The organism is Gracilibacillus massiliensis, from assembly GCF_001458115.1.
Lineage (GTDB): Bacteria > Bacillota > Bacilli > Bacillales > Amphibacillaceae > Gracilibacillus > Gracilibacillus massiliensis.
In genome coordinates, this window is the sequence record NZ_CZRP01000012.1 from 527938 (window position 1) to 551517 (window position 23580).

Consider the following 23580-nt stretch of genomic DNA (forward strand, 5'->3'; position numbering starts at 1 on the left):
GAAAGTGTCATTAAATTATGATCTTGTCATTCTCGGTGGTGGTACCGGGGGATATGTCACCGCAGTTCGTGCTGCACAAATTGGATTAAAAACTGCAATTGTTGAAAAAGAAAAGTTAGGTGGTACATGTCTTCATAAAGGATGTATACCAACCAAAGCGTTGTTAAAAAGCGCCTCCGTCTTCCAGCAAGTAAAAGAAGCTGATGAATATGGAATAGAAACAGCTTCACCAATTTTTCAAATTGAAAAAGCGATGAGTCGAAAAAGCAAAGTAGTGGATTCCTTGCATGCTGGTGTAAAGCATCTTGTTGATAATCATCAAATAGATGTCTATCAAGGATATGGAAGAATTTTAGGTCCTTCGATTTTTTCACCAATGGCAGGTTCGATTTCTGTTGAGTATGATGATGAAAAAGAAAATGATATTCTCGTTCCGAAAAATGTTATTATAGCTACTGGATCTGCACCAAGTGTGTTACCAGGTATGGCAATTGATCATCAGAAAATCGTAACATCCGATGATTTAGTAGAAATGACCGAATTACCGAAATCAATAATCATTGTTGGTGGAGGCGTTATCGGGATCGAATGGGCATCGTTTTTACACGATGTCGGGGTAGAAGTGACCATACTAGAGGCACAGGACCAAATTTTACCTGCTTTTGATAAGGATATCATCAAAACATTGAAAAGAAAGTTAACTAAAAAAGGTATTTCCATTATCGAACAAGCGACTATCGACTTTGATTCTATTGAAACAAAAAATGAAATTAAACTTACATACGAGAAAAACAGCGAGATGCAGCAAGTCACTGCTGAAAAACTTTTGTTGTCGGTGGGTAGAAAAGCCAACACGCAAAATATCGGATTAGATAATACTGAAATTTCACTAGATGAAAAAGGATTTATAAAAGTTAATCAACATTTTCAATCAAAAGAAAGCCATATTTATGCAATAGGGGATGTTAATGGAGGCAGGCAGTTAGCACATGTTGCGACGTATGAAGGTAAGAAGGCGGTTGAACATATTGCTGGGGTAGAAACAAGTTACTTAAGTGACAATGAGATTCCATCATGTGTGTATGGTAATCCTGAGATAGCAATGATTGGATTAACAGAAGCAGAAGCGAAAGATCAAGGTTTTAGTTATCGCATTGCAAAAACTTCTTTCAAAGCAATAGGGAAAGCACATGTCGATGGGGAGACAGACGGATTTTCAAAGATCATTATCGATGAGAATACGGAAGATATTTTAGGTGTTCATATGATTGGGGAAAAGGTTACAGAGTTAATAGGTCAAGTAAGTACCGCAAAATATTTTGATAGTTCCGCATTGGAATTATCAGAAGTGATCTATCCACATCCATCTTTAAGTGAAATTATAGGAGAGGTTGCTATGGCAGCCGATGGGAGGAAAATTCATGGTTAATCAAACATATTCATTGGAAACAGATAAAGATACTCTATTAAAAATGTATCGAGAGATGTTACTTGCTAGAAGAATTGATGAAAGAATGTGGTTATTAAATCGTTCGGGTAATATTCCGTTCGTCGTTTCTTGCCAAGGTCAAGAAGTGATGCAAATCGCTGCATCTTTTGCGTTAAATAAAGAGCATGATTATATATTGCCATATTATCGAGATGTAGGTATTGTTCTACATTTTGGCATGACAACGAGAGAAATCTTCTTACAAGCTTATGCAAAAGCAGAAGACCCAAATTCTGGTGGTCGTCAAATGCCAGGCCACTTTGGTCAAAAGAAAAATAAGCTTGTGACAGGATCTTCACCTGTCACAACGCAAGTCCCTCATGCTACAGGATTTGCACTAGCTGCAAAAATGGAGAATAAACCCTCTGTATCTTTTGTTACGATGGGGGAAGGGTCTACAAATCAAGGAGATTTCCATGAAGGTATCAACTTTGCAGCCGTTCATAAGTTGCCTGTGATATTTATGGTGGAGAATAATAAATATGCGATTAGTGTTCCATATGCTAAACAAGTGGCTTGCGAAAATATTTCTGATCGTGCGGTTGGCTATGGTATAAAAGGCGTCAAAGTAGACGGTAATGATGCGTTTGCAGTTTACCAAGCTGTAAAAGAAGCACATGATCGCGCTCTAAATGGTGAAGGACCAACATTAATTGAGGCTGTTTCTTATCGCTTAACCCCTCATTCTAGTGACGATGATGATTCAAGTTATCGGTCAAAAGATGAGGTAGCTAGCGAAAAATCGAAGGACGGCATCGAAACTTTTAAAAATTATTTAGTCGATAATGGATTATTAAATGATGAAGCTATCGAAAAGCTCGAAGCCGAGTTGAAACAAGAAATAAACGATGCTACTGAATACGCAGAAAATGCTCCATATGCTGATGCTTCAACATTGACGAAATATGTATATGGTCATAAGGAGGAAATGTAATGGCAGTGTTAACGTATATTCAAGCAGTAAATCAAGCATTACATGAAGAGATGGAACAAAATAATAAAGTGTTTGTATTAGGTGAAGACGTAGGGCCAAAAGGTGGGGTCTTTCTCGCAACAGAAGGTCTATATGACAAATTTGGTGAGACAAGAGTCATTGACACACCATTAGCAGAATCAGCAATAGCTGGTGTTGGTATTGGTGCTGCTATGTATGGTATGCGTCCTGTTGCAGAAATGCAGTTTGCTGATTTTATCATGCCAGCTGTCAATCAAATTATTTCTGAGGCTGCAAGAATTCGTTATCGTTCCAATAATGATTGGACTTGTCCAATAACGATTAGAGCTCCTTACGGCGGCGGAATACACGGTGCTTTGTATCATTCACAATCGATAGAAGCAATATTTGCCAATCAACCAGGCTTAAAAATAGTGATGCCTTCCAATCCATATGATGTCAAAGGATTATTAAAATCAGCCATACGTGATGAAGATCCGGTATTATTTTTAGAACATAAACGCGCCTATCGTTTATTAAAAGAAGAAGTACCTGAAGAAGATTATACAATTCCGATTGGTAAGGCCGATATAAAAAGATCAGGTGATGACGTAACCGTGATAACCTATGGATTGTGTGTGCATTATGCCAAACAAGCTGCAGATAAGTTAGCAGAAGAAGGAATAAGCACAGAAATAGTTGATCTTCGTACGGTTTATCCTTTAGATCAGGAAACGATTATTCAAGCTGCTTCCAAAACAGGAAAAGTACTTTTAGTAACAGAAGACAATAAAGAAGGTAGTATCATTGGTGAAGTGTCAGCTATTATCAGTGAAAATTGTTTGTTTGATTTAGATGCACCTATTCGCAGATTAGCTGGACCAGAAGTTCCTGCCATGCCATATGCACCACCATTAGAAAAAGAATTTATGATGAATCCAGATAAAATAGAGAATGCGATTAGAGAATTAGCTGAATTTTAAGGAGGGATGGACAAATGGTACAAAAGCGGCTTAATATGCCTCAACTTGGTGAAAGTGTTACTGAAGGAACGGTTAGCAATTGGTTAATTCAAGAAGGTGATTATGTTGAAAAATACGATGCAATTGCTGAAATTATGACAGATAAAGTGAATGCAGAGGTACCTTCTTCTTTTTCAGGCACGATTAAAGAATTAGTAGCAAAAGAAGGGGAAACAATCGAGGTCGGACAACTGATGTGTTACATAGAAGTAGAGGGTGAAGAAGGTCAAGATCAGACAAATGCACCTGATTCAAATGCCAAAGACCAAGATACACCTGCACACGATATGAAGACTCGCTATTCACCGGTTGTAATGCGCCTAGCACAGGAACACAATATTGATTTATCTAATGTAGAGGGCACAGGAAAAGGAGGTCGTATTACGAGAAAAGACATTAATAAAAGGATTGATGAGAACAATCAGCCTACTCATGAACAGGATAATCAACAAGTTGTCGATGATTCTTCGCTTGAGAGAAACAATGAACCTGAGGAATTCGAGGAATTTACACCACCTATCATTCGTCGTAAACCTGTTAAAGCAAAACCTGGAGATCGTGAAATTCCGGTAACTGGTTTGCGGAAAACAATAGCACAAAACATGGTACGTTCGAAGACAGAAATTCCTCATGCATGGATGATGATTGAAGTCGATGTTACCAATTTGGTTGCCTATCGTAATGCCGAAAAAAAAGCATTCAAAGAAAATGAAGGATACAATCTATCTTATTTTGCATTTTTCTTAAATGCTGTTGCTAAAGCACTGAAAAAATTCCCTGAATTAAACAGTTGCTGGGCAGGAGATAAAATTATCCAGCGTAATGAAATAAATCTATCAATTGCTGTAGCACATGAACATGAACTGTATGTACCAGTAATTAAAAATGTGGATGAGAAAAGTATAAAAGGGATCGCAAAAGAAATTGCACAACTTTCTAATAAAGCACGCACAGGTACTTTGGCGAAAGAGGATATGGAAGATGGAACGTTTACGGTTAATAACACAGGTTCATTTGGTTCAGTAGAGTCTATGGGTGTGATCAACTATCCACAATCAGCCATACTTCAAGTAGAATCCATTGTAAAAAGACCTGTAATTATCGATGATATGTTTGCAGCCCGTGACATGGTCAACCTTTGTCTTTCTCTGGATCACCGTGTATTAGATGGTGTTATCTGTGGAGCATTTATGTCGCATGTAAAGGCGATATTAGAAAATATTTCCAGTGATACAACGCCGATCTATTAATTAAGATAGACATCAGTCATTGGCAGATTTAGATTCCTGCTGATTTAGCGTTCGTTTCAATATCTCCTTAAAATCAAGATTAAAGATTCGAACACTAACCGCGAAGTTAAATGACAAACGATTATAACAGCTTAGTTCGACTTATCCTTTTGAGTGAAATTCTTTTTTATCGGATAAATGGGCTAGTGCCTGTTTCTCTTTTTGGGAGATATATCTGTTTATCGGACATAACAACTGGTGTAGTCTTCTCCTTTTGGGCGATATATGATTTTATCGGACATTACAGCTAGTGTGAGCTTCTCCCTTTGGATGATATATAAGAGATCCGACTCAGATTCATTTCTAAGTTCGAATCTTTTGGTTTCGAGCATTATGGACGATTACATCATGATAATTGTAAATAACTGTTTCATTTTATGGTCAAAAACAGTATACTAATGAAAGTAAGGGAAACCAGTAACTAATGATGATGGTTTCCCTTTGCTTGTTTAATGTTGATAGGATTTGGTGTGATAAACATGCAACAGAAGGCTCGGATTTTTTACGATATATTGATGATTTTATTGGTGGTACTGACCATCTTAACGCTTTGGGTAGATCATACGGTTAATTCAACTATAAATTTAATTGTTTGGCTGATATTTTTGGTAGATTATATTATCCGGATTTTTCTAGTTGAAAACAAATGGGATTTTATTAAGAAGAACCCGTTTTTATTACTTGCTGTGATACCATTAGATCAGTTGTTTCAGGTTGCTCGTATCGTTAGGATCGTGTATTTATTTCGAATAAAAACCATTACTAAATATTATATTAGTCCTTATCTGAAAAAATTAAGTTATACGAAAAAACTAATCATACTATTAGCAGTTCCGGTTTTGTTGTTTATCGAAACCATTGTTATATGGCAAATGAACAATAACTTAGCATATTGGTATGATGCATTTATAATTGTTTTTCAACATCTTTTTATTTTTGCAAATAGTTTAGAAACGATTCATCATTTTCCTAGTATCATATTATTAACGATAACTTCGATTTTTGGCGTGATTATACAAGGTTTGGTCTTGCAATGGTTGTTTGATAAATCGGAAAAAATTTGGCGTGAACGTAAAAAGATATTCTCATCAATGAAAAGTGGGGGATAAACTATGTTTTTAATAGAAGCATTTGTGTATATAGGAACCATTGCATTTGCAATTTCAGGTTCATTAATTGCGATAAAGAAAAATCTAGATGTGTTTGGTGTTCTATTGTTAGGTTTAACTACTGCCTTGGCAGGTGGTGTCATAAGAGATCTAATGATTGGAAATATTCCACCTACTAATTTAGCGGATCCACAATATTTCTTAGTTAGCTTGTTAGCTAGTATAGCAACCATTCTTTTCTATGATAAAATCAATCGCTTTGAACATGGTATTTTGTTTTCTGATGCTATTGGATTAGGTGTTTTTACTGCGGTTGGTGCAAATGCAGCTATTAATTTGGATTATTCACAACCTTTTTTAATTGTGGCCATGGGCTTAGTGACTGGAATTGGCGGTGGTGTGCTGAGAGATGTCTTCGTAAGAGAAGTTCCATTAGTATTTCGTAAAGAAATATATGGAATTGCTTCTATTGCTGGATCGATAGCGTTAATTTTCACCTATGAAATATTATCACCGATTATAAGTTTATATATTTGTTTAACGATCACACTTGCTATTCGTATCCTGGCGGTGAAATGCAAATGGAATGTGCCGATTGTCCATAAAAAAACTACTGTTAACAAACGAACCTTTAATTCATAGAATTATGGTTCGTTTGCTTATTTGAAATGTACCCGGAAACAATAACTCCTAAGGTAATAATAATGCTCATAATGATCGTAATCCATCCAGATTCCAATAGAAAAAATTGATGAACAATTGGTTCATGTACGATCATATCTACCCCTGTATAGACTAAAATTGCAGAACCTACATACATCAAGTAAGGATAACGCTTCAATAAATGAACAATAAATTTTGCTCCAAATATCATTAACGGTATACTGATCATAACTCCAATCGCTAACAACGTTACATTTCCTTTAGATGCTCCAGCAATTGCCACTACATTGTCTAAACTCATAACGATATCTGCCATGATAATAGTGAATACAGCTTGGTATAATGATTGATGTGATGTAATATTTTGTGCTTCGTCATCTTTAATCAATATTTTATATCCAATCCAAATTAACAAAATACCACCAACTAGATATATGAATGGAAATTTTAACAGAAATATGATTCCGCTAGCAAATACTATTCGTAAGATGATAGCACCTGCGACACCAATCAAAATCGCTTTGTTTTGTAGTTTCTTATCAAGATTTTTGGTTGCCATCGCAATGATAAGAGCGTTATCTCCTGATAAAATTATATCAATTGTAATAATTTGTAACAAACTCATCCAATCTATACTTGCCCAGTTTAGAGCAATTGAAAAGATGCTCACCGGTTATCCCCCTTCACCCTTAATAAAGATGGACCTTTATCATTCATTAAATGTCCTCTCTTTACTATATGCTTGTCTAATATTTAATTATTACCATTTTTTATTTGCGATTAATGTCGAAATAAAATGAAATTTGTAAAAGTGTGTTCAAACCTTGTCTTTTTATGTATAATGTAATTGTTACTAATTACTAAGGAGTAGGCGTATGGAAGCAAAAAAGCAATTAAAATATATTTTAGCAGTAACTCTAGCAGTAACTTCTGTTTTTATTGTGTTTCTGTTAATTAAATCAAATCAAATAATGAACAATATGAATGCTTCAGAGGCAGACCCAATACAAGTATTAATACTATCTGGAGATACTTTAAATGACCAAAGTTGGGGCAGTTTAGCTTACAAAGGAAAGCTCTTAGTAGAAGAAGAGTATAATGCAGAAGTTGAAGTGTTAGGTGAAATAGATATAAATAATGATGTTTCTCCCACTGTGGAAGAATATGTAGCGGAAGGCTATGAACTGGTAATTGGACATGGCAGAGAATTTTCTGAACCTTTTTACAGAATTGCAAACCAGTTTAAAAATACACAATTTGTGACCTTGCATGGAGATTATCTTGAAAATAATTTATCTGTATATACGTTTAATCAAAACGAAATAGAAGTTGTGGCAGGAATGGCAGCAGCTTTAAAAACAGAGAGTAAAAAGATCGGGTTAATTGATGCAGTAGATAATGAGCACTCTGATTGGGGCTTTCCAGAGGGGATAAAAAAGATAGATGAAAATATAGACCTTATCTATGAAGTAGTTCCTGAAAGGACGGATAAGTCAGCTGCAAAAAATACAGCATCTGAAATGATTGATAATGGTGTCGATGTTATCTATACAAAAGGAAACAGCTATAACCAAGAAGTAATTAACTATGCGAAGGATAAAGGCATATATGTTATTGGTTATCTTGAAGATCAATCCTATATGGCTGAAGAGGTAATGTTGACTAGTGTACTAAATAATGTCCCTCAAGCTTACATGGCAATCGTTAAAGATTATATAAATGAAGATGACTTGATATCTGAAAAAAGAATACTAGATTCTAATGACGGGGTATATGGATTGGCTCCACTGGGCCCAATGTTTTCAGATGAGGAAATAGCGATTATGGAAAATTTAACAAATCAAATTATTGAGTATTAAGGAATCAAGTAGGTTAGGAGATATGTAATGGTTACTTTTTTTAATAAATTTTCTTTTCGTAACAAACTGTTGAGCATTCTCCTTATCGTTATGGTGATATTTAGTGGTTTTTCTCTTTTGTTAATACAATCGATTGAAAACGTTAGTAAAGTTACGAATACGATTAAAGATGAAAACATTCCAACATTAATTTGGTATAATCAGTGGGAAAAAGAATTAGAGATAAAAAAGCAGCTTGTGACGAACCACGTTGATAACAATTTTGCTGGAGACTTTGAAGCGGATTTCTCTGAGCATGATATAGTAAGTAATAACGCAACTTTACAAGATGAATTTTCGATACCTAAAAGTGTGGAATCTTTACATAATCAATTGATGTTACTGGACTTTATTATTACAAATAAGGTATACGGATTACTGGAATATAACGAAACTGAGGCAGCTGCAAATGTTATTAATGGTGAATATTTACCTCGGTTAGAGCTCTTAAAAGAAGCGATTATTTCGAAACGCAACTCGGAATTTAGTGCACTACAAAATAATACGAACACATATCCGAAAATTATTGAAAAATCACTTTATTTCCTTTTACTTATTACCATTTTAGGAATTTTAATATCACTTTATTTCTCTTTTAGAATGAGTAAAAGTATAACTAAACCGATCGAAACTATGGTAGGTAAGGTGAATAAAATCGCAAATGGAAACTATGGGGAGACTATTTCAACATCGACACAAGTAGAATTGCAAAGTTTAGCTACGTCGATTAACCAAATGTCCATTAGTTTGCAGCAATCATTTCAACAAATTGTTGCTGATAAAATGAAACATGAACAAACTTTGAATTCTTTACCGATAGGTATTATTACATATGATATTCACGAAAAAGAATATTTAGCAAATTCATTTGTGCGAAGATTGTTTCACTTTGAAGGAGAGAAAATAGATGATCGAGATATAATGCAGAAACAAAGTCAATATCCTATCTTTCAAATGTTATTATCGGATGCATCTATTCAAAATAAAAAGGTGAATCTTACTATTGATGACACATCGTATGTCTTTTTAGTATCTCAAAGTAAATTAAAAGATCATAATCAGATTACTACAGGCAAGATTCTTTATTTTGTCGATATTACAGAGTCAGCTAGTTTAGAAAATCGAATTATTCAATCTGAGAAATTAGCATTGGTAGGAGAGATGGCAGCTAGTTCAGCCCATGAAATACGTAATCCATTAACTGTTATACATGGCTTTTTATCGCTTATGAAGGAATCGATGTCACCAGAAGAAATGAAAAAATACAATTTACACTTAATGATGAAGGAAATTGATCGTTTATATTCGATCGTGGAACAAATGTTGTTGATGTCTAACCATAAAAAACCTGAAAAAGATATGATGACATTCTCAGAATTGTTAAATGATTTATTACCGTTAATGTATAGTTCTTTGGAAGCAAAAAATATAAAAGTAGTGACTAACATAAGTGATGAATATATATTAGCTGATCAAAAACAATTAAAGCAGGTTTTCTTAAACTTATTAAGAAATAGTAAAGATGCTATCGGTGATAATGGTCTAATAACAATTGATACGCAAATTGAGAATGATGAATATGTCATTTATTTCTCAGATACTGGCTCGGGAATCCCAAAATCGATCAAACAGGTGTTATTTGAACCATTTTCAACATCAAAGTCGAATGGGACAGGTTTAGGACTAAATGTTGTGCGCCGAATTATCGAAAACCACCAAGGTAAGATAATGTTAGATTCAACTGATTCTGAAGGCACTGTATTTAAAATTATTTTACCTTTAATCAAGAATCAGTAATTATCCAGGCTTTCGAATTGAAAATAGTCTCAGTTGTTGTTACTATTTAGAAAAGGTATATCAAAAGAGAGGGTTGATTGATAATGGAATTTAATCTGTTTATGGGTGATATAGTAGATTCAGCAAGAAATGAAATCAGACAGGCTGGCTTTGATGAGTTAACCACACCAGAAGATGTTAAACAAGCCTTAGAGAAAAAAGGTACGACTCTTGTTATGGTGAATTCAACTTGTGGTTGTGCAGGTGGAGTTGCGAGACCAGCAGCTGCTAGTGCTATTCATTATGATAAACGACCAGATCAATTAGTAACAGTATTTGCAGGTCAAGACAGAGAAGCAACAGAATTAGCACGACAGTATTTTGAAGGATACCAGCCTTCATCTCCTTCTTTCGCTTTATTGAAAGATGGAAAAATTCAAAAAATGGTGGAAAGACATGAAATTGAGGGGCATAGTCCTGTAGAAGTTGTTAATAAACTGCAAGAAATGTTTGATCAACATTGTGACGAATTATAAGGGAAAGAAAAAGACATCCATAGATTGGATGTCTTTTCCTGTTAGACTTTAGATCACGGTGGTAAACACCTCTAGAATCCTCACTGAACTTATATATAAGTTAGTTCGCAAACATTGCTAGACCTGCCGTAAAAGTAGATAATACCATTGCAAGAATCATTATATATATAATTACTTTTATTCTTTTTTCGCGTTTTGATGCCATTTCAAATCCTCCTTTACGAGCTCACTACTAATGTATATTTTACATGTAATTTATCAAGAGGACAAGTAAATAATAATAAAAAGGAGGAATGCTTGTGATTAAACGAGATAGAGTAATTGAGCAATTTTTAAAATTAGTGGAAATTTCATCTGAAACGACAAAAGAGAGAAAAATAGCCGATTATTTAATTAAACTATTTAAAAACAACGATTTAGAAGTAATAGAAGATCAAACCAATGAAGAAACTGGTCATGAAGCGGGAAACATTATTGCCAAACTAAGAGGTACAAATGTTAAAAAACCAGCTATTTACTTTACAGCTCATATGGACACTGTTGCACCAGGTGAAAATGTTAAGCCTACTATTTATAATGAAACTATTTATTCTGATGGCTCAACTATATTAGGGGCAGACGATAAAGCAGGGATATCAGCGATCATTGAGTTGATTCATCTAATCAGAGAACATCCGGTAGATCATGGTGATATTTACTTTGCTATCATGAGTGGAGAGGAATCAGGATTAGTCGGTTCTAAGTATGTGGATATAGATCATCTTCCTGTTGAATATGGTTTTGCATTAGATAGTGACGGTGATGTCGGTACGATAATTACAAGTGCTCCTGGCCAAGTTAAGATTTTTGCTACTATAAAAGGGAAAGCAGCACATGCTGGAGTAAATCCAGAAAAGGGGATATCATCTATAAGTATGACGGCAAAGGCGATCACTAAAATGCCTTTAGGTCGAATAGATGAAGAAACAACAGCTAATATTGGTAGCTTTGAAGGAAAAGGACCAACCAATGTTGTATGTGATCAAGTACTTTTAGTTGCGGAAGCACGTTCTTTATCGAAAAAGAAATTAGATCAACAAGTTCACAAGATGTGTGTAGCATTACAACAAACGACTGAACAAATGGGCGGAGAAGTGGAGATTGACCTTAAAAATATGTATCCTAATTATCAATTTAAGCAATCTGATAAAGTCGTACAAGTAGCAATGAACGCTGTAAGAGCAATAGGAAAACAACCACAGCTTAAATCGAGCGGTGGGGGAAGTGATGCTAATCACTTTTCTGGTAAAGGGATTCCTACTGTCAATTTAGCTGTTGGGTATGAAAATATTCATACTAAAAATGAACGGATTCACATTTCTCACTTAATTGAGTTACCTGCAATGTTATATGAGATAGTAAAAGACACATAAAAATGAGTGTGATGAAATGAAAGAATGGTATCCTAAAAATGGACGTGTCATTTTACACGTCGATATGAATAGTTTTTATGCTTCCGTTGAGATAGCAGATGATCCTAGCCTAAAAGGGAAACCTCTTGCAATTGCAGGAAATCCTGATGAAAGAAAAGGGATTATAGTAACGAGTAGTTATGAGGCGCGGAATAAAGGAGTAAAGACAACGATGTCACTCTGGCAAGCAAAAAAGTTATGTCCAAACTTAATTGTAAAGAGACCTAACTTTGAGCGTTATCGCGAAATGTCTAGTCAAATATTTCGTATATTGGAAGAATATACCCCATATGTAGAACCCGTATCAATAGATGAAGCTTTTATGGATATCACCGATAGTTATGAGTTAGGAAACCCTATTGATATAGCTCGTGACATTCAAATGCAACTTTCAAAGCAACTAGATCTTCCATGCAGTATTGGTGTGTCTCCAAATAAATTTTTGGCAAAGATGGCATCGGATATGAAAAAACCGAATGGTATTACAATACTAAGAAAAAGGGATGTCGCTACGAAGCTTTGGCCACTTCCGATTGAAGAAATGTATGGAATTGGTAAGAAAACAGCGGATAAGTTAAATAAATACCAAATTGAAACCATCGAGGACTTAGTGGAAACGGATACGATGTTATTAAAAGGTTTATTAGGTGTAAATGGAGAAAAGTTGAAAACAAGAGCATTAGGGGAAGACCCACGACCTGTTGATCCTGAAAGTGCAAGTAGTTTCAAAAGTATCGGCAGCTCTCAAACCTTTCCTGCGGATATCAATCAATACGAGATATTGATTGATCAATTGAGAATTCTATCTGAGAGTGTCGAGAAGCGATTAAACCGAAAAGCAGCAGTAGGAGATACCGTGCAATTAATGATTCGCTATAGTGATCGAAAAACCATCACTAGACGAATGAAGTTAAATCAATTTATTGAAAAGGCAAGTGATATTTTATATTACGGAGAAATATTATTGGAAGAACATTGGAATGGTGAACCTGTTAGGCTATTAGGAATAACCATGCAACACGCAATTCCAAAAGATAATTTAACCTATCAATTAGACCTGTTCCGCTACAAAGAAGAACTATAACAGAGCAATAGTCTAGAAGTTATGTGTGAGATAATCAGATGTTAATAATCAGTGGGAGTCTAAAAACCCCACTGATTGAAATTTCACTTTTTTGGTAGCAATATTCTAGTTTCATAATTGATAAGAATAAAAGTCATGCGCTATCGTTGTGTCTTGGAAATGTTCTTTTGCTTCTGCTACTAATTGATCGATATCATCTGCTTGAAAGCGTGAAGATATATGAGTCAATATTAATTTTTTTACCATAGCTCTCGCAGCGATCGACGCTATTTGTTCCGTAGTTGAATGAAAATAATCAAAAGCTAATTGTTTTTGATCTTGAGCAAAAGTTGCTTCATGAACAAGTAGATCTAAATCAGACATAAAGGGAATTAAATCTATTTTTGGTCTCGTATCACCGAATATCGCGACACTTTTGCCTTTTTTCGGTTCCCCTATATATTCTGCTGATTGGACAATTGTGCCATTTTCTAATGTCACATATTTCTCCGTTTTGAATAATTGATAAATCGGTCCGGGATAAATTCCATCCGCTTTCAGTTTATCAACTAACAGTGAACCAATTGTGTCTTTCTCATCAATTCGAAAACCGAATGATTCAATACCATGTTCTAACTTTTGAGCTGTCACTGTGAATTGTTCGTCTTCAAAAATGATCCCTTCGTTAATTTCTATTATCTTGATAGGATAGGACAGTTTTGACTGACTAATAGATATAGTGGTTTCAATAAATGATCTTATTCCAGTAGGACCATATATCGTAATAGGATCCTCTCCACCTTGAAATGAACGACTGCTCAAAAGACCTGGTAAACCAAAAATGTGGTCACCGTGAAGATGTGTTATAAAAATTTTATCAATTTTCCTAGGTTTAATTGAAGTATGTAAAATTTGATGTTGAGTTGCTTCACCACAATCAAACATCCACATCGTATTGCGTTCTTGTAATAAATCCAACACGATCGATGTGACGTTTCTGTTTTTACTTGGTAAGCCTGCCCCAGTTCCTAAAAAGGTCACCTTCATAATTATACTATCCTTTCTATTTATTTCTTTGTTTTATTTCTAATGCTCGTTTAGGTACATCCGTAAACATCGCATGACAACCTAAACGTAGTACTTTGGAGATAGATAACGGGCTATTGACCGTATAGACTGCAACATACAAGCCATTTTGTTTAGCATTAGTAACGAAACGATTAGATAAGAGACGATAGCGAATATGAATACCTCTTGCATGAATGTCTTTACTGTAAGAAATTAAATCTGACGTTCGTTTACTAGTTAATAGTGCATAATCAACTTCTACATTCAGTGAATCTAGTAAAGCTATACTGTTATGATTAAAACTAGAAATAACCGACTGTTCCACCATGTTATAATCTTTTAATTTTTCAGTTACGATTTTTTCGATCGAAGGATAGGAAATAATATTATTTTTTAATTCTAAATTTAATTTTAAATTTTTTTCTTTATTCCATGCAAGCAAATCATCTAAGGTTGGAATTCTAGTATCGCTATAGGTATCCGATTTCCAGCTTCCAGCATCTAAAGCGCTTAGCTCCTGATAGGTAAGGTCTTTAATAAAACCAGTACCGTTTGTGGTTCTATTAACCGTTTCATCATGGATTAAAACAGGTATCCCATCCTTTGTTAATTGTACATCTGTCTCGATCCCGTCTGCTCCTTGTTTGTAGCCAAGTTCAAAAGCTGGCATTGTATTTTCAGGTGCTTGTTTACTTGCACCGCGATGTGCATAAATAAGTGTAGACATGCCCTCACCCCATATTAGTTTATTCCTTATTGATTGTCAGTAATTTGCAGTGAAAAGTCAATGACTGACTCCTTTCTTATTAAAAAAATACAATATCTTAACAATATGCAAGTAATTCTTTGGATGTGATATGATGGAAATGGAGATGATTAGATGAATAAATTAAAAGGAAAGCATATTCTCATTACAGGTGCTTCGAGTGGTATTGGTGAATCTATCGCTTATAAAGTAGCAGAAAGCGAAGCCATACCTATTATGATAGCCAGATCAGAAGAGAAATTGGTAAGTATTTCAAAGAATATCGAAGAGCGTTTTCAGATAAAAGCAGTATATCACTCTGTAGATATTACTGACACGATTCAATGGAGCAAGGTATTGGAAGATATTTTAGAATCGGTACAATCTATTGATGTATTAATTAACAATGCAGGTGTTGGCTACTTTGATACATTTGAACATTCCCAATGGAAACATGTTGAAATGATGCTCCGTCTTAATTTGGAAGCTCTATATTATACAACCTATCGATTGGTACCTAACATGAAAAAACATTCTCCAACACATATTGTCAGTATTGGATCGCAAGCAGGAAAAATTGCAACACCCAAAGCAGCAGTTTATAGTGCAACTAAAGCAAGTGTAATAAGTTTTTCAAATGCGTTGCGAATGGAATTAAAAAACAGAATCTATGTTACATCCGTTAATATTGGACCAGTTAAAACTGCTTTCTTTGATACTGCGGACCCAAGTGGTAGTTACAGAAATAGTGTTGCCAAGTATATGTTAGACCCAGATGATGTTGCAACTAAAATTATTAAACATTTATTTACCAGTAAACGTGAAATTAATTTGCCTTTTTGGATGGACTTTGGGAGTAAAATCTATCAAAACTTCCCGAGATTAATGGAATTCATATTACAGCCTGCCTTTAGAAAAAAATAAGAAGCTTATATATATTTCAGTTATTCTTCGCTGACAATAATGTTTTTCCAGCGAAGAATAACAAAAAGATGGAAGTATCATATTAACGGTGTTGCTCGTACTTATTTGCTAATGCAATATTTTCTACTTGTGCCAATTGCTCAGATCCAAAACTTTGATTTAGTGCGCCTACGTTCTCCTTTAGTTGGTCAATAGAACTTGCACCTGCTACAACAGAGCTTACTGCGCTATTTGAGAGTACATACTGCATTGCTAAACCAGTTAATGTTTGGTTCTCTTGCAAGACTTCTTTTAATTGCTTCACCGTTTTAAGCAACGTTTCTTTGTCATATTCCAGATATCCTTTTTGTGCTTTATTTTCCGTTACTTCTAATCCTTTATTGCTTAACAGGCCTTTCGCAAGCGATCCTCTGGTAACCACACTAATATTATGCTGATCAAGTAATTGTAACATTTCTTCTTCCGGGCGCCTGTCTAATATGCTATATTGCATCATTACACTAACAATATTAGATTTTTCAATATATTGTCTGATAACGTTTGGTCGAATAGAGGAAATGCCGTAGTATCGGATAACACCTTCTGTTACTAACTCTTCAAATGCTTCAATGGTTTCGTCTATTGGATCTTCAATAGTTCCACCATGTAATTGATAAAGATCAATATAATCAACTTGCAATCTAGTTAAACTTTCTTTCACTTGTTCTTTGATGTAAGATTTACTTGGATCCCAAAACCAACTACCATCTTCTTTCAGATGATTGCCGACTTTTGTTGCTAGGATAACTTGATCTCTCTTATGTTTAATTGCCTTTCCAACAATTTCTTCGTTTCTTCCTTGGTCGTATAAATCAGCCGTATCAAGATAATTTATCCCAAGTTCTAATGCTTCATCAATAATATTAGAAGCTTTTTTTAAATCTGTCCCCAATGACATACAACCAAGTGCAATTGGAGATACGTTTAATTCAGATTGTCCTAATTGAACTTTTTTCATTTGCTACATCCTTCCTGTCCCTAGTTAGTATATATCCATTGTACAAATCGTGAGAAAGAAATACAATAAAGAGAGTCCCACTGAAGATTAACGAAACTTAATCGAATGTTAATCAAGTGATCGAAGTGAACGAAAGGATGGAAGCGAATGAAGCATTTTGAAGAAAAAACAACTAAAACTCAATCTATCTTTAACGGAAAAGTAATAGATGTTCAAGTAGATGACGTACTATTGCCTGACGGAAAATCATCCAAACGAGAAATTGTAAAACACCCTGGGGCAGTAGCAATTATTCCAATCACTCAGGATAATAAAATCATTTTTGTAAAACAGTATCGTAAACCATTAGAAAAGACTTTAATTGAAATACCTGCTGGTAAATTAGAAGAGGGGGAATCACCGAACATCACTGTTTTAAGAGAGCTGGAAGAAGAAACAGGCTTTACTACAAACCATTTACAATATATTACATCGTTTTATACATCACCAGGCTTTGCTGATGAGATTATTTACTTATATGAAACCAATTCCTTAGAAAAAGTACTGGAACCCAAAGCATTGGATGAGGATGAATTTGTTGAATTAATGGAATTGTCAATAGAAGAGGCGGAAAAATTGATCGCTACACAAGAAATCCATGATGCGAAAACGTTGTACGCAATTCTATATTTAAAAAATAAAGGTATGAGATAGCATGTTACGTGATTATTTTGTAGATCTACATATTCATGTTGGGCGCAACTTTAAAAACAGACCAGTGAAAATTACGGCTTCGAAGAACCTGACGATAACAAACATAATGAAAGAGGCAAGTGACCGAAAAGGAATTGATATTGTAGGCGTGATTGATTGCCATGCTCCTGCTGTTCAAACAGAGATTAAAAATGCAATTTCAGAAGGAGAAGCGCTAGAGCTAGAATATGGTGGTATTCGATACAGTAATACAACTTTGATCCTAGGAGCCGAAATAGAGGTGTATGATGAAAATTGCAAGGGACCAATCCATGTTTTATGCTATTTTCCGTATCTAGAAAACATGGAGCATTTTTCTAATTGGCTTTCTCAACGAATGAAAAATATAGAGCTTAGTTCTCAGCGATATTACGGCAGTGCGATCGAATTGCAGCAGAAAACTCACGAATTAGGTGGTTTGTTTATACCTGCACATGTATTTACGCCTTTCAAAAGTCTGTTTGGAAAAGGTGTAAATCGATCATTAGCCGAAGTACTTGATCCTAATTTGATTGACGCTATTGAATTGGGACTAAGTTCTGATACAAAAATGGCAGATCAAATTTCTGAATTACATTCCTTTTCTTATGTAACAAATTCTGATGCCCATTCCTTAGCGAAAATAGCTAGAGAGTATCAAGTGATGTCCTTAGAGGAGGCTAACTTTAATGAATTAAAATTAGCCTTAATGAAAAGTTCCAATAGAAGGATTAAAGAAAACTTTGGTATGAATCCAAAATTAGGCAAATACCATGCAACTGTTTGTGCGAACTGCTTGTCTAAAATGGAGGAAGGTAAACCTTGTCCTTCTTGCGATTCTATGAAGTATATTAAAGGTGTGTCGGATCGCATTCAAGAGTTAGCCTCTAATAAACAATTGGTTAAGAGCAGACCAGATTATACATATCAAGTTCCTTTAGAATATTTACCGGGATTAGGACCAAAAACAATGGAAATATTGTTGCAGCATTTCGGTACTGAAATGAACATTATTCATTATGTTCCAGCGGAAGCTTTAATAAAAGTTGTAGGAAAAAAATTAACTGAAATGATTATTAGTTTGCGTGCTGGTAAAGTAAACCTTTCAGAAGGAGGAGGTGGCAAGTATGGAAGAGTGATAAAAACTCAATAACCTATTGATAACTTTCACATTTTCCATTATTTTAGGTTCTTCTTATTAGTTCTATTTCTATTAATCGATTCATAGATTGTAGGGAGAACTAAGTTGGAGGATGTGAAGCAATTGAAAGCAGTTAAAAATAGAAAACCAATTACCACTCATTTCACTAAGTATCATACCATTTATATCTTTACTATAATCCTTTTTATAACAGGGATTATTTTTGGAGCTATTATAGTAAACAGTATGAATTTTGTGCAAAAACAAGACTTATATTTTTATTTAGAACGATTCTTTCTTAGTTATTTACAAGAAGATGCTGTTACTCACGAAAGCTTATTCAAAAATGCGTTTTTTTATCATATACAGTTTTTAGCATTGTTATTTTTTCTTGGTTTAGCTGTAATTGGATTACCTATTATTTGGGTGCTTTTATTTGTAAAAGGTGTCGCTATTGGATTTACTGTAGGTTTTTTTGTTAATCAACTTGGAATAAAGGGATTACTATTTTCATTTTCTGCAATAGCTCCTCAAAATCTAATCATTATTCCAATTTATATAATAGCTAGTTGTTTTGCAATGATTTTCTCACTAACATTATTGCAAAGTATGTTTTCCAAGCGCTATAAGCAACCGATCTTGCAAATATTTTATCGATACATTAGTGTGTTTATTGGTTTGCTGATAGTAGTTAGCATTGCTGCATTATTAGAATCTTTTGTCTCCTTTGAAACAATGAAAATAATCTCGGACCGTATTATTAATTAATAATTATTATTAAAAAATAATGAGAATGTGCCTTTTTTATAATTATTTTAATTGACACCTTACATTCGTCTCTTTATAATTATCAATGTAAGGAGGTCTTTGATATGGAACACCGATTAGACCGGATAAAAAAAGAATTGCACGCTCAAGGTTATAAATTAACGCCTCAACGTGAAGCAACAGTTCGTGTGTTGTTAGAACGTGAAGAGGACCATCTTAGTGCTGAAGATGTTTATTTATTAGTTAAAGATAAAGCGCCAGAAATCGGATTAGCGACCGTTTATCGAACATTGGAATTGCTTACTGAGATAAAAATTGTAGATAAAATAAATTTTGGTGATGGAGTTTCTCGGTATGATCTACGTAAAGAAGGTGCGAAACACTTTCATCATCATTTGGTATGTACAGAATGTGGATCCGTCGAAGAAATTATGGATGATCTGTTAGAAGATGTCGAATCGATTGTACAATCAGATTGGGGTTTTTTAGTCAAGGATCATCGTTTGACTTTTCATGGTATATGCCAAAAATGTCAAGATCGAATCTGTAGAAATTGTGAAGCAAAAAAATTAGCTGCTAAATAGGTATAATTTCGAGTTTTCTCGGTATAAATTCTAATAGAATCTAAATTCTATTAGGAGAATGCCCGATGATATCGATTTTTAAACTATTTGGCGAAATGATTAAGTTTTTTATTATCTTTATTTTGTGTACCGTTTTATTTTATTATGTCATTAAAGCGGTACACAGTGAATATGAGAAGTTAGACCGGTACGAGTATCCACAAGGAAATGCAGTAAAAGTATTTCAACAAGAAGACCCAGATGTATGGGAGCGTTTAAGTATATTTTTTCGATTGGGTGAATAATACATGGAGGAACTGCAATATCCCATAGAAGAATTCTTTCATTTTCTGCGGATTGAGAGAGGATTGTCTACAAATACTATCCAAGCCTATAAACGCGATCTTTTACTTTATTTCCAGTATTTAAAAGAAGATCGTACGATTACTCGTTGGGAAGAGGTTGGCCGGCAAGATGTAATGCACTTTTTGTATAAGTTAAATGACAAAGGCAAATCTCCTGCAACCATTGCTCGAATGTTATCGACATTACGATTGTACCATCAATTTTTAATTAGAGAATATCAGTTGAAAGAGGATCCTAGCTTGCACATAGAAACACCAAAAGCTAATCGTAAATTACCAAAAGTTCTTTCGCCGAAGGACATTGATAAATTACTAACGATACCGGCAACTGATAAATATACGATACGAAATAAAGCAATGCTTGAAACATTATACGCAACAGGATTACGAGTAACAGAACTAATAAGTTTAACATTGAATGATTTACACTTAACAATGGGTTTTGTTCGTTGTTTTGGAAAAGGTTCAAAAGAAAGAATTGTGCCTTTAGGTGATATTGCAAAAGATGCACTGGAAATGTACATAAAAGACGCCAGACCACAATTTGTTAAACAAAAGTCAACAGAAACTGTCTTTGTTAATCACCACGGGAATCCTTTGTCACGACAAGGCTTTTGGAAAATCATTAAAGATATTGCCAAAACTGCGGGTATTGAAAAAGAACTATCCCCACATACATTAAGACATTCATTTGCAACCCATTTATTAGAAAATGGCGCAGATCTTAGAGCTGTTCAAGAAATGCTCGGACATGCAGATATTTCCACAACTCAAATATATACCCATGTATCTAAATCAAGACTTAAAGACATATATAAATCACATCATCCCAGAGCCTAAAAACGTCACATTCACATTGTGACGTTTTTTTATGTTAAAGAGGTTATACTTTTTGGCTAATTTGGCAAAAATAGAAATGTTATTAATCGGAGGTGACGGATGTTGAAAAATAAAATTAGTATAATGGTAGTAATTGCATTTAGCATATTGTGGATCTTTAGTGTGAATGTACTCGCCCATCATGATGAAAATCACGTTTCAATGGAAGTGAATGAGAATAAATCTCTTGATCTTGCTAAGCATTCTCAATCAGCAATTTTGATAGAACGAGATACAGGAAATATCATTTTTGATAAGAATGCCAATGATAAATTACCACCCGCAAGTATGACAAAGATTATGACTCTATTATTGATTATGGAAGCTATCGAAAATGCTCAACTATCACTTGATGAAACAATTAGAATAAGTGAAACTGCAGCATCGATGGGTGGCTCACAAATCTTTTTGGAAGCTGGAGAAGAAATGTCAGTAGAAGATTTGCTAAAAGGGATTGCAGTTGCATCGGGAAATGATGCAAGTGTCGCAATGGCCGAGAGAATTGCAGGCAGTGAGCAAGCATTCGTAGAAATGATGAATAATAAAGTGTCAGAGCTAGGATTAAAATCTACTAAATTCCAAAATTCTACAGGATTACCAGCCGAAGAGCATTACAGTACAGCACATGATATGGCGATCATGGCGAAAGAATTATTAAAGTATGAGGATATCACCAAATACACAAGCATTTATGAAGATTATTTACGAAAAGGTCAAGACAATGAGTTTTGGCTAGTGAATACGAATAAACTAGTCCGATTTTATGATGGTGTTGATGGTTTAAAAACAGGTTATACAAGTGAAGCAAAGTATTGTTTAACAGCAACCGCAGAAAAGAATGGAATGAGGACTATCGCTGTTGTGCTTGGTGCAGGGAGTACAAAAGAACGTAATAGTGACGTTAGCCAATTACTTGATTATGCTTATGCAAAATACGAGACAAAGCCTCTTTATGAGAAAAATCAAGCGGTGACCTCTTTTGAATGGCTAAAGGCAGATAAGCAGAAAGTGAACGTTGTTACTAGTGATTCGGTTTCGATATTATACCAGAAAGGAACCGATTTAAACAAAATAGATACGAAAATAACCATTAATCAAGATATTGATCTACCAATAGAAAAAGGGAGTATGGTAGGGAAACTGCAAGTTATGGAAGGAGAAAAAGTGATCAGTGAAACAGATTTGATTGTGAAAGATGATATAAATCATGCTAATGTGTTTCAGTTATTCAAGCGAACCTTTCAGTCATTTTTTTAAGTCTTGAATTTTTCGACATCTATGTAAAAAATCAGCTTTTTTAGCCGATTTTGTTCTAGTTTTGTCAACAAGCAGGATTGCAGGAAACAGATATAGAAAATAGTACAACAGAAACGAACTGGGAGGGATTTTGATGCAATTGCATTCACATTTTAATATTGTAGAGGATGTACTTATTGTTCGATTAGATGGAGAACTAGACCATCATTCAGCTGCTCGATTGAAAATTGAATGGCAAGAACGATTACAAAAAAAAGGTATAAAACACGTTATTTTAAATTTAAGTGAATTACATTTCATGGATAGTTCTGGTTTAGGTGTCGTGTTAGGTCGTTATAAGGAAGTGAAACAATTGGGCGGTGAGATGATTGTTTGCTCAGTCAATCCAGCTGTAAAGCGACTTTTCGACATGTCCGGTTTATTCAAGATTATTCGGTTAGAATCGGATGAAGTTTTTGCATTGACTAGCTTGGGGGTGGCGTCATGAATAATTCAATGGAATTGAAATTTAAAAGTGTCAGCGAAAATGAGGCATTTGCAAGGATTTCGGTAGCTGCCTTTGTATCGCAAATCGATCCCAATATGGATGAGTTGACAGAGATAAAGACAGTTGTTTCTGAAGCTGTAACAAATGCAATCATTCATGGCTATGAAGAAGATCCGACGCAACATGTATTTATTTCTTGTACGTTAACGGATAGCAGTTTATCTGTCTTAATAGAGGATAACGGTTTAGGAATTGAGAATATTGATTTAGCAAAGGAACCTTTATACACATCAAAACCAGAGTTAGAACGATCTGGAATGGGTTTTACAATCATGGAGAACTTTATGGATAAAGTTGAAATCATTTCTTATCCTGGTGAAGGTACCAAAGTAAAAATGACGAAAGACTTCCAAACTTCGAAAAGCATGTGTAATTAGGTGATGCT

General features: G+C 34.6%; 26 protein-coding genes. 21 read left to right on the forward strand and 5 right to left on the reverse strand.

From position 1 onward, the window contains the following. The first annotated feature begins 4 nt into the window (after positions 1 to 4). From lpdA to BN3107_RS10155, 6 genes are all read left to right on the forward strand, one after another. Entirely contained in the window at positions 5 to 1429 is a 1425-nt protein-coding gene (lpdA, locus tag BN3107_RS10130) for a dihydrolipoyl dehydrogenase (protein WP_058307506.1), read from the forward strand. Beyond that, positions 1422 to 2423: a thiamine pyrophosphate-dependent dehydrogenase E1 component subunit alpha gene (locus BN3107_RS10135; protein WP_058307507.1), complete on the forward strand. Its 1002-nt coding sequence runs from the start codon at positions 1422 to 1424 to the stop codon at positions 2421 to 2423. The genes lpdA and BN3107_RS10135 overlap by 8 nt, the downstream gene beginning before the upstream one ends. Then, on the forward strand, positions 2423 to 3406 hold the full coding sequence (locus tag BN3107_RS10140; protein ID WP_058307508.1) for an alpha-ketoacid dehydrogenase subunit beta: 984 nt from the start codon (positions 2423 to 2425) through the stop codon (positions 3404 to 3406). The genes BN3107_RS10135 and BN3107_RS10140 overlap by 1 nt, the downstream gene beginning before the upstream one ends. A 14-nt stretch (positions 3407 to 3420) precedes the next feature. Then, positions 3421 to 4695: a dihydrolipoamide acetyltransferase family protein gene (locus BN3107_RS10145; RefSeq protein ID WP_058307509.1), complete on the forward strand. Its 1275-nt coding sequence runs from the start codon at positions 3421 to 3423 to the stop codon at positions 4693 to 4695. Positions 4696 to 5213: 518 nt separating this feature from the next. Next, positions 5214 to 5843, forward strand: a complete 630-nt coding sequence (locus tag BN3107_RS10150; RefSeq protein WP_058307510.1) for a hypothetical protein — start codon at positions 5214 to 5216, stop codon at positions 5841 to 5843. Positions 5844 to 5846: 3 nt separating this feature from the next. After that, entirely contained in the window at positions 5847 to 6485 is a 639-nt protein-coding gene (locus BN3107_RS10155) for a trimeric intracellular cation channel family protein (RefSeq protein WP_058307511.1), read from the forward strand. Here BN3107_RS10155 and BN3107_RS10160 read toward each other — a convergent pair. Continuing rightward, positions 6475 to 7176 (reverse strand): TerC family protein, encoded by a 702-nt coding sequence (locus BN3107_RS10160; protein ID WP_231735287.1) that lies wholly within the window; start codon positions 7174 to 7176, stop codon positions 6475 to 6477. The two genes, BN3107_RS10155 and BN3107_RS10160, sit on opposite strands and share 11 nt — an antisense overlap. Before the next feature lie 205 nt (positions 7177 to 7381). Between BN3107_RS10160 and BN3107_RS10165 the strand changes: the two genes are divergently transcribed. From BN3107_RS10165 to BN3107_RS10175, 3 genes are all read left to right on the forward strand, one after another. Then, complete coding sequence (locus BN3107_RS10165) at positions 7382 to 8365, forward strand: BMP family ABC transporter substrate-binding protein (protein ID WP_058307512.1); 984 nt, start codon at positions 7382 to 7384, stop codon at positions 8363 to 8365. A gap of 27 nt (positions 8366 to 8392) precedes the next feature. Beyond that, positions 8393 to 10201 carry a sensor histidine kinase gene (locus tag BN3107_RS10170; RefSeq protein ID WP_058307513.1) on the forward strand — a complete coding sequence of 603 codons (1809 nt, stop codon included), beginning with the start codon at positions 8393 to 8395 and terminating at the stop codon, positions 10199 to 10201. Between the two features lie 83 nt (positions 10202 to 10284). Next, on the forward strand, positions 10285 to 10716 hold the full coding sequence (locus BN3107_RS10175; protein WP_058307514.1) for a BrxA/BrxB family bacilliredoxin: 432 nt from the start codon (positions 10285 to 10287) through the stop codon (positions 10714 to 10716). A 100-nt stretch (positions 10717 to 10816) separates the two neighbouring features. Here the strand turns inward: BN3107_RS10175 and prli42 are convergent, their stop codons facing one another. Beyond that, a complete protein-coding gene (prli42, locus tag BN3107_RS19820; RefSeq protein WP_156416115.1) occupies positions 10817 to 10921 on the reverse strand; it encodes a stressosome-associated protein Prli42 in 105 nt (34 codons plus the stop codon). Positions 10922 to 11009: 88 nt separating this feature from the next. Here prli42 and BN3107_RS10180 point away from each other — a divergent pair, with 88 nt between their 5' ends. Both BN3107_RS10180 and BN3107_RS10185 read left to right on the forward strand, forming a co-directional pair. Then, positions 11010 to 12128: a M20/M25/M40 family metallo-hydrolase gene (locus BN3107_RS10180; protein ID WP_058307515.1), complete on the forward strand. Its 1119-nt coding sequence runs from the start codon at positions 11010 to 11012 to the stop codon at positions 12126 to 12128. Between the two features lie 16 nt (positions 12129 to 12144). Further along, complete coding sequence (locus tag BN3107_RS10185) at positions 12145 to 13251, forward strand: DNA polymerase IV (protein ID WP_058307516.1); 1107 nt, start codon at positions 12145 to 12147, stop codon at positions 13249 to 13251. Between the two features lie 111 nt (positions 13252 to 13362). On the opposite strand, the gene rnz is transcribed toward BN3107_RS10185, so the two are convergent. Both rnz and BN3107_RS10195 read right to left on the reverse strand, forming a co-directional pair. After that, complete coding sequence (gene rnz / locus BN3107_RS10190) at positions 13363 to 14277, reverse strand: ribonuclease Z (protein ID WP_058307517.1); 915 nt, start codon at positions 14275 to 14277, stop codon at positions 13363 to 13365. A gap of 16 nt (positions 14278 to 14293) precedes the next feature. Beyond that, entirely contained in the window at positions 14294 to 15025 is a 732-nt protein-coding gene (locus tag BN3107_RS10195) for a glycerophosphodiester phosphodiesterase (protein ID WP_058307518.1), read from the reverse strand. A 153-nt stretch (positions 15026 to 15178) separates the two neighbouring features. On the opposite strand from BN3107_RS10195, the gene BN3107_RS10200 reads away from it, so the two are divergent. Beyond that, complete coding sequence (locus tag BN3107_RS10200; protein WP_058307519.1) at positions 15179 to 15967, forward strand: SDR family NAD(P)-dependent oxidoreductase; 789 nt, start codon at positions 15179 to 15181, stop codon at positions 15965 to 15967. 82 nt (positions 15968 to 16049) lie between these two features. Here the strand turns inward: BN3107_RS10200 and BN3107_RS10205 are convergent, their stop codons facing one another. Beyond that, on the reverse strand, positions 16050 to 16964 hold the full coding sequence (locus BN3107_RS10205; RefSeq protein WP_058307520.1) for an aldo/keto reductase: 915 nt from the start codon (positions 16962 to 16964) through the stop codon (positions 16050 to 16052). Positions 16965 to 17111: 147 nt separating this feature from the next. Here BN3107_RS10205 and BN3107_RS10210 point away from each other — a divergent pair, with 147 nt between their 5' ends. The 9 genes from BN3107_RS10210 (at position 17112) to spoIIAB (ending at position 23572) form a co-directional block, all read left to right on the forward strand. Continuing rightward, positions 17112 to 17657 (forward strand): NUDIX hydrolase, encoded by a 546-nt coding sequence (locus BN3107_RS10210; RefSeq protein ID WP_058307521.1) that lies wholly within the window; start codon positions 17112 to 17114, stop codon positions 17655 to 17657. Position 17658: 1 nt separating this feature from the next. Further along, complete coding sequence (locus tag BN3107_RS10215) at positions 17659 to 18828, forward strand: endonuclease Q family protein (RefSeq protein ID WP_058307522.1); 1170 nt, start codon at positions 17659 to 17661, stop codon at positions 18826 to 18828. Positions 18829 to 18930: 102 nt separating this feature from the next. Then, positions 18931 to 19584 (forward strand): stage II sporulation protein M, encoded by a 654-nt coding sequence (gene spoIIM / locus BN3107_RS10220; RefSeq protein ID WP_392389059.1) that lies wholly within the window; start codon positions 18931 to 18933, stop codon positions 19582 to 19584. Between the two features lie 104 nt (positions 19585 to 19688). After that, positions 19689 to 20168 (forward strand): ferric iron uptake transcriptional regulator, encoded by a 480-nt coding sequence (gene fur, locus BN3107_RS10225; RefSeq protein WP_058307523.1) that lies wholly within the window; start codon positions 19689 to 19691, stop codon positions 20166 to 20168. Between the two features lie 65 nt (positions 20169 to 20233). Continuing rightward, positions 20234 to 20452 carry a DUF4227 family protein gene (locus BN3107_RS10230; protein WP_058307524.1) on the forward strand — a complete coding sequence of 73 codons (219 nt, stop codon included), beginning with the start codon at positions 20234 to 20236 and terminating at the stop codon, positions 20450 to 20452. Between the two features lie 3 nt (positions 20453 to 20455). Continuing rightward, positions 20456 to 21352, forward strand: a complete 897-nt coding sequence (xerD, locus tag BN3107_RS10235; protein WP_058307525.1) for a site-specific tyrosine recombinase XerD — start codon at positions 20456 to 20458, stop codon at positions 21350 to 21352. Positions 21353 to 21451: 99 nt separating this feature from the next. Beyond that, on the forward strand, positions 21452 to 22648 hold the full coding sequence (locus tag BN3107_RS10240; RefSeq protein WP_058307526.1) for a D-alanyl-D-alanine carboxypeptidase family protein: 1197 nt from the start codon (positions 21452 to 21454) through the stop codon (positions 22646 to 22648). Positions 22649 to 22781: 133 nt separating this feature from the next. Next, positions 22782 to 23135, forward strand: a complete 354-nt coding sequence (spoIIAA, locus tag BN3107_RS10245) for an anti-sigma F factor antagonist (RefSeq protein ID WP_058307527.1) — start codon at positions 22782 to 22784, stop codon at positions 23133 to 23135. Then, positions 23132 to 23572 (forward strand): anti-sigma F factor, encoded by a 441-nt coding sequence (spoIIAB, locus tag BN3107_RS10250; RefSeq protein ID WP_058307528.1) that lies wholly within the window; start codon positions 23132 to 23134, stop codon positions 23570 to 23572. The genes spoIIAA and spoIIAB overlap by 4 nt, the downstream gene beginning before the upstream one ends. The last annotated feature ends 8 nt before the right edge of the window (positions 23573 to 23580 follow it).